The sequence below is a fragment of the Actinomycetospora sp. genome, from assembly GCF_055612215.1.
Genome location: NZ_JBVPVA010000369.1, coordinates 1 through 6828, shown reverse-complemented (window position 1 = coordinate 6828; position 6828 = coordinate 1). Strand labels below are relative to the sequence as shown.

General features: G+C 75.5%; 8 protein-coding genes. 3 read left to right on the top strand and 5 right to left on the bottom strand.

Annotation, left to right across the window (positions count from 1 at the left end):
- Positions 1-2636 (top strand): transglycosylase domain-containing protein (locus AC0CYZ_RS10555; protein ID WP_472215003.1); only part of this gene is annotated, 2636 nt, incomplete at its 5' end.
- A 23-nt stretch (positions 2637-2659) separates the two neighbouring features.
- Here AC0CYZ_RS10555 and AC0CYZ_RS10550 read toward each other — a convergent pair.
- The 4 genes from AC0CYZ_RS10550 to mobA are packed head-to-tail and all read right to left on the bottom strand — an operon-like array spanning position 2660 to position 4797.
- The gene (locus AC0CYZ_RS10550) at positions 2660-3112 is read right to left on the bottom strand and encodes a cupin domain-containing protein (protein ID WP_472215000.1); all 453 of its coding nucleotides are present in this window, start codon (positions 3110-3112) and stop codon (positions 2660-2662) included.
- Positions 3109-3546: a PPOX class F420-dependent oxidoreductase gene (locus tag AC0CYZ_RS10545; RefSeq protein WP_472214998.1), complete on the bottom strand. Its 438-nt coding sequence runs from the start codon at positions 3544-3546 to the stop codon at positions 3109-3111. The genes AC0CYZ_RS10550 and AC0CYZ_RS10545 overlap by 4 nt, the downstream gene beginning before the upstream one ends.
- A gap of 38 nt (positions 3547-3584) precedes the next feature.
- Positions 3585-4085: a hypothetical protein gene (locus tag AC0CYZ_RS10540; protein ID WP_472214996.1), complete on the bottom strand. Its 501-nt coding sequence runs from the start codon at positions 4083-4085 to the stop codon at positions 3585-3587.
- Positions 4086-4131: 46 nt separating this feature from the next.
- Positions 4132-4797, bottom strand: a complete 666-nt coding sequence (gene mobA, locus AC0CYZ_RS10535) for a molybdenum cofactor guanylyltransferase (protein WP_472214994.1) — start codon at positions 4795-4797, stop codon at positions 4132-4134.
- Positions 4798-4895: 98 nt separating this feature from the next.
- Between mobA and AC0CYZ_RS10530 the strand changes: the two genes are divergently transcribed.
- Complete coding sequence (locus AC0CYZ_RS10530) at positions 4896-5150, top strand: hypothetical protein (RefSeq protein WP_472214992.1); 255 nt, start codon at positions 4896-4898, stop codon at positions 5148-5150.
- Position 5151: 1 nt separating this feature from the next.
- On the opposite strand, the gene AC0CYZ_RS10525 is transcribed toward AC0CYZ_RS10530, so the two are convergent.
- On the bottom strand, positions 5152-6111 hold the full coding sequence (locus tag AC0CYZ_RS10525; protein WP_472214990.1) for an AEC family transporter: 960 nt from the start codon (positions 6109-6111) through the stop codon (positions 5152-5154).
- A gap of 126 nt (positions 6112-6237) precedes the next feature.
- On the opposite strand from AC0CYZ_RS10525, the gene AC0CYZ_RS10520 reads away from it, so the two are divergent.
- A partial coding sequence (locus AC0CYZ_RS10520) for a formate--tetrahydrofolate ligase (protein WP_472214988.1) occupies positions 6238-6828 on the top strand: 591 nt, incomplete at its 3' end.

Sequence of the window (6828 nt, the reverse complement as noted above, 5' to 3'; positions counted from 1 at the left end):
GCACCGCGGAGGGCACCGCGATCGCCCCGGCCGTCGGGGACGCCCCGGACCGCCCGGACGACGAGCAGGGCGGCCGCCCCCGCGACGCGGCCGGGTCCACCGCCACCGCCACCGGCGCCGCGACCACCACCGCCCGCCCCGGTTCCACCGGCCGCCCGGGCTCCACGGGCCGGCGCACCGGCGGGGTCCCGCAGTCGACGCAGACGCGCGCCGAGCGCCGCGCCGCCGGGCGCGAGGGCCTCACCCGCGCCGCGGGCCACGGCCGGGCCGCCGCCCGCTCCGGCACCCGCTCCACCGGGCGGTCCGCCGGCCGGGCGGCCACCCGGCGCGGCGCGGACCGGGAGGCCGGCTCCCGTCCGGCGCCGCCGCGCGGACGCGTCGCCGCGGCGGTCGCCGCCCTCGTCGTCGCCGTCGCCGCGAAGGTCCGCCACTGGCCCGGCGGCGAGCACCTCGTGGCCGCCGGCCACTGGGTCGACGACCACGTGCAGGCCTACCTCGACGGCAAGGACGTCGCGTCGCTCACGGCCTCGGCGCGGCTCTGGCGCCGACGTCGGCGGGCGGGCTACGCGCTGCTCGCCACCGCGGTCGGCGCCCCGGTGCTGAGCCTCGCGCTGGGCTGGCTGTTCATCCCGGTCCCCAACGCCGACGCCGCGGTGGAGAGCCAGCTCAACACCGTCTCCTTCTCCGACGGCAGTGTGCTCGCGCGCGTCGCGCCCAGCGCGCAGGGCAACCGGCAGAAGGTGTCGATCGCGCAGATCCCGCTGCCGGTGCAGCACGCGGTGCTCTCGGCCGAGGACCGGACGTTCTACACCAACTCCGGCTTCGATCTGACCGGCATCGTCCACGCGGCCCTCAAGCAGGTCACCGGCGGCGCGGGCGGCGGCTCGACGATCACGCAGCAGTACGTGAAGAACGCGATGGTCGGCGACGAGCACTCGTACTTCCGCAAGTTCCGCGAACTGATCATCTCCGCGAAGATCACGCAGGAGTACACCAAGGACCAGGTGCTCGAGGACTACCTCAACAGCATCTACCTGGGCCGGGGCGCGTACGGCATCCAGGCTGCCTCGCAGGCGTACTTCAACAAGCCCGTCGAGGCCCTCACCCCCGCCGAGGGCGCGATGATCGCGGGCCTGATCCAGGCGCCCTCGCAGTGGGACCCGGCGGTCAACCTCGACGGGTCGCAGCGCCGGTGGAACTACGTCATGGACGGCATGGTCTCCTCCGGGTGGCTCAGCCCGGCCGAGCGGACCGCGGCGCGCTTCCCGACCTCGGCCCCGCCCCGCAAGCAGGTCAACGGGGTCCCCGACGACGCCCGCGGCCACATCTACTCGGCCGTCAAGGACGAGCTGCGCTCGCTCGGCATCGACGAGGACGCGCTGGTCACCGAGGGCCTGCAGATCCAGACGACGATCGACCCGAAGGCACAGCAGGAGGCGGTCGACGCCGTCCACCGCGAGATGAAGGACAAGCCCGGGAACCTGCGGACCGCCGCCGTCTCGGTCGACCCGCGCACCGGTGACGTCCTGTCCTACTTCGGTGGGGACAACGGCGCCGGGCTGGACTACGCCCAGGTGCAGAAGCAGGCGGGCTCGACGTTCAAGCCCTTCGTCATGCTCGCCGCCCTCGAGCACGACCCGCCGATCGGCATCAGCACGCAGTTCGACGGCCAGCAGATCCCCGGCAAGACGGTCCGCAACGTCGAGGGCGCCGACTGCTCGAGCTGCTCGCTCAAGCAGGCCATGACGCTGTCGAACAACGTCGTCTTCACCGCCCTCGGCAACGAGGTCGGCCCGCAGGCGGTGGCGAACGCGGCCCACCAGGCCGGCATCTCGGCGAAGCTCGACGACCCCAACAGCGGCATCGCGCTGGGCAACGTCGAGGTCACGCCGCTCGAGATGGCGGGGGCCTACGCGACGTTCGCGAACGACGGCGTCTACCAGAAGCCGCACCTGGTCCAGAAGGTCACGACGGCGAGCGGCGAGGTCCTCTACGACCACGCGGCCCCCCAGGGCGAGCCGCGGATCGACGCGAAGGTCGCGCGCAACGTCACCGAGGCGATGAGCGACGTCCCGACCTACGACGGCGCCTCGCTGTCGGGCGGGCGTCCGGCCGTGGGCAAGACCGGCACCGTCCAGTCCCACGTCGAGAACCAGAACAACGACGCCTGGATGGTCGGGTACACGCCGTCCCTGGTCGCCTCGGTGTGGGTCGGCACCGACGACAACACCCCGATCCAGTACGCCGACGGGCGACCGATCTACGGGCACGGCATCCCCAGCGACATCTGGCAGACGTTCATGGACGGCGCCACGCAGGGCACGCCGAAGCAGACGTTCGGCCAGTTCGTGCCGGTCGCGGGGACCGACCCGGGCGAGACGGCCACCGGCGAGGGCCAGCAGGCGAGCAGCACGTCGGCCAGCCCGACGACGACGTCGAAGCCGACGCGCGGCGACGACGGACCGGCGAAGCCGTCCGCCTCGGTCCCGACGTCGGCGCCCGCCGCGCCCACGCCGGCCGTGCCGGCCCCCGCCCCGGCGGAGCCGGCCGCGCCCGCGGTGCCGGCCCCGGCCGCGCAGCCGCCGGCGGCCCAAGCGCCGGCCGAGGCCCCGGCGGAGGAGCCGGAGGCGGGCTGAGCCCGCCCCGCGTGCGGGTCGGTTCAGCCGGCCGTCGTGAAGTCCGCGAAGTCGAAGCCCGGCGAGACGACGCAGCTGACCAGCACCGCGCCGTCGTCGGGACCTCCCGCCCGCGGCGTCGCCCGCTGCCAGTGGCCTCCAGGGACGAGCAGGGCGGGCCGCTCGCCGTCGACGGCCCCCGAGCCGAGGACGTAGGTCGTACCGGGGTCCGCCGGGGCGTCGCCGTCCCCGCCGAGCCGGAGCTCCAGCGCGGCGCCGCGGTGCCAGAACCACAGCTCGTCGGAGCGCACCCGGTGCCACACCGACTCCTCGCCGGGGCCGAGGACGTAGTGGATCGCGGTCGCGGACGGGCGGGTCGCGCCGTACCCGGGCGGCTCGACGGTCACGACCGACTCGTAGATGCGCCGGAACCACCCGCCCTCCGGGTGGGCCTCGAGGTCGAGCGCGGCGGCCAGCGCGGGACGCTGCGGGCTCACCCGGTGATGTCCAGCGTGGCGACGACCTTCGTCGGGATGATGCGCACGACGAGCTCGCCCGGCGCCGCGTTGCGCCGCCCGAACTCCGCGGCCCGGTCCTCACCCATGTAGCGGGCGCCGAGCTCGGTGGCAGTGCGCCGCAGCTCGTCCGGATCCGAGGTCAGCGTGACGGTGCCCTGGACCTGGACGAACGCGAACGGCGGCTCCTCGAGGTCGACGCAGAGCACCACCCGCGGGTCGCGGGCCAGTGCCCGCCCCTTGGCCGTCTCGGCGGCCGTGTTGAACACCAGCGTGCTGTCCGCGCCTTCGCCCTCGAGCAGGAACCAGATCGGGGCGACCAGGGGCCGGCCGTCGCGGGCGGTCCAGCCGAGCTTGCCGGTGCGGGTGCCGTGGGAGAGGAACGCGCGGACGTCGGGCTCGGAGAGGCTGGCCATGGGCGGCAAGCGTAGGGGCGGGCCGGGCACCGCGGCGGTCAGGACGGCGGGCCGAGCGCGGACGAGAGTCGGCCCATCGCGCCGCGCACCGTGGTCAGCGCCCCGATGCAGCTGTTGGCGTCCAGCGGCACCGTCGGGCCGGTCCCCGGGCAGCCGCGGGCGACGAAGTCGTCGTGCGCGGCCGCGACGGCGGCGACCGCACCGGTGACCGCGGGGTCGTCGGGGAGCGCGTTGGTCGCCGTCCGGGCCGTCGAGGCGCTCTCCTCGACCCAGCGCCCGCAACGCGGCCACACCGCGCGCGGGTCGGGGGAGGAGTAGCACGGGTCGGCGAGCGCGAGGGCCAGCTTGGCGCGGGCGGCGTCGGGGGAGCGGACCTCGGCGATCGGACCCTGGGTGGCGGCGCCGTCGGAGGACTGGCCGGAGGGGATGTCCGCGGGGCCCGTGGAGCAGCCCACGAGGACGAGCAGGGCGGCCAGGGCGACGAGGAGGCCGCGCAGCGCCGTCACCGGTCCCCGCTCCGTCCCGTGGCCGCTCCGCACGCCAGCACGGTGTCACGGACGCGCGCGGTGCGCCCGCCGGGTGGGGTCACCCGCACGGGCCGGGGGTGCGCCGGCGCAGGGCCGCGTACTCCTGCGGGGTGTCCGCGTCACGCACCGCGTCCAGCTCCGGGTCGGCGGCGTGCAGGTCCGGGTCGGCGAGGAGGTCGGCGGCGCTCAGCTCCCGGACGACGCTTGCGGCGAACAGGTCGCCCGGGCGGCGCGCGCCGGCGGCGAGCAGGGCGGCGGCCCGGTCGCCGAGCGCGGTCCGGTAGGCGGCCGCGAGCGGCTGGCGGTGGCCGTGGACGACCGGCAGCGCGACCTCGGCCTCCCCGAGCGCGGCGAGCACGGCCGCCACGTACGCGGGGTTGATCAGGGGCAGGTCGACCGAGCACACGAACGCGACGGCCTCGTCCCGGGCAGCGGCCGCACGCAGCCCGGTCGCCAGCCCCTGCAGGGGCCCGCGCCCGGGCTCGTCGTCGGTCACGGAGACGACCCGGGCCGGCTCGACCCGGGCCCCGTCCACCGTCCGGGGCGCACCCACCGTGCCGACGATCACCACCGGGCCGGTCACCGCGGCGGCCAGCACGCCGACCACGTGCTCGAGCAGGGTGCGGTCGCCCCAGGGCAGCCCGGCCTTGTCGGTCCCCATGCGTTGCGAACGGCCGCCCGCGAGGACCACGGCCGCGGCCGGGCACGGCGTCTCGTACGACACAGCGCCGATTGTCGCGCGCACATCGCGCCTACCCAGCCCACGACGGGGCCAGAGCAGGCCCCGGAGCCGGAACGACCGGCGGACGGAGGATGAGGAACGTGGCCATCACGACGAAGCGGACCCCCGGGGCGACGGGCCGCACCACCGAACCGCAGGACGCCCACCGCGGGTACGTCAACCCGACCCCCGGCGACGTCGACGAGGCCCGCGCCGACCGCGACATGGCCGACGCCGAGCGGGCCGTCGCCCAGGGCGCCGCCAGCGACGAGCAGGCGCGACTCGTCGACCGGATCTCGGACGCGCGGACCCACGAGGAACGACGCCGGCTCTGGCAGGACGCCTCCGGCTCCTGAGTCAGAGCGCCAGGCTCAGCACCACCGGCAGTGTCACCACCGAGCCGGCGGTGGTCAGCACGACCACCGCCGTGCTCTCGCGGTACCAGGTCCGGTACTGCGCGGTGAGCACGAAGACCGTGGCGGCGTCCGGCAGCGCCGACATCACGACCAGCACCGCAGCCCACGGGGCCGGGACCGCGAACAGGTGCACCGCGCCGATCGCCAGCGCGGGCATCACCACGAGCTTCACCAGGGCGCACCCCGCGATCCCGGCGAGCCGGGTGCGGCCGACGCGCAGCGCGGGCAGCGCCCCGCGCAGCAGGATCCCCAGTGCGAGCAGGCCGCCGGGTGCGGCCATGTCGCCGAGCAGCCCGACCGCACTCACCACCGGCGCCGGCAGCCGCACCCGCAGCGCCGCCGCCACGACCCCGGCGACGATGGCGACGACGACCGGGTTGCCGAGCACCCGCCGACCCAGGGTCAGGGCGAGCGTGCCGCGGGTGGGGTGCCCGTCGTCGCGGTCGTGGTCGACGAGGGTGGCCACCACCAGGAAGATCGTCACGGCGAGGGCCGTGTGCAGCGTCGAGACCAACGACGCGGCCAGCGCCGTGGCGGGACCCAGCACCGCCGTCGTGAGCGGGATGCCGAGGTAGCCGACGTTGCCCCAGCCCGCGACCAGCCCGACCGCGTTGGCCTCGCGGCCCCCGGTGCGGGACAGCAACGCGGTGGCGGCGCCGAGCCCGTAGGCAACCAGCACCACGCCCATGCCCACGGCCAGCGCGATCGGCGGGATGCCGGCGGAGAGGTCGGAGGTCGCGGTGGAGACGAAGATCAGCGCGGGGAGCGCGACGTAGTAGACGACGTCGTTGAGGACCGCCGCCGCGGAGTCGCCGAAGCGCTCGCTCCCCGAGAGCACGACGCCGACGAGGATGACGGCGAACACCGGCCCGATCTGGCCGAGGAGGGTCGCGAACGCCACCCCGCAGACGATGACGGACGAGGGCGCCCGTGGCCCGTCGGCGTGGGCGACGCCTCCCCGCGGCGGTCGGCCGCTCCCCGGGCTCCCGCGTCGACGGCGGACGCGGCGTCTGCTTGTGTGATCGGCATGAGCATCCCGTCGGACCTCGAGATCGCGCAGAAGGCGACGCTGAAGCCGCTCGACGAGGTCGCCGCGGCCATGGACCTGCCGCTGGACCTGCTGGAGATGCACGGCCGCGACGTCGCCAAGATCGAGCTCGACGCGATCCAGGCGATGGCCGACCGGCCGCGCGCGAAGTACGTCGTCGTGACCGCGATCACCCCGACGCCGCTCGGCGAGGGCAAGACGACCACGACCGTCGGGCTCGGCCAGGCGTTCTCGCACATCGGCCGCCGCGGCGTCGTCGCGATCCGGCAGCCCTCGATGGGGCCCACGTTCGGGATCAAGGGCGGCGCCGCGGGCGGGGGCTACTCGCAGGTCGTCCCGATGGAGAAGTTCAACCTCCACCTCACCGGCGACTTCCACGCCGTCACCAGTGCCCACAACATGCTCTCCGCGGTGCTGGACAACCACCTCTACCAGGGCAACGCGTCCGGGCTGGACCCGTACCGGGTGACGTGGCGGCGCGTGCTCGACGTCAACGACCGCGCGCTGCGCAACGTCGTGACCGGGCTCGGCGGGCGGATGGACGGCGTGCCGCGGGAGTCCGGGTTCGAC

Bases quoted from the DNA above. Each gene is read 5' to 3' on its own strand.
- AC0CYZ_RS10545 (WP_472214998.1), bottom strand. From the start codon at position 3,546: ATGGCCAGCCTCTCCGAGCCCGACGTCCGCGCGTTCCTCTCCCACGGC.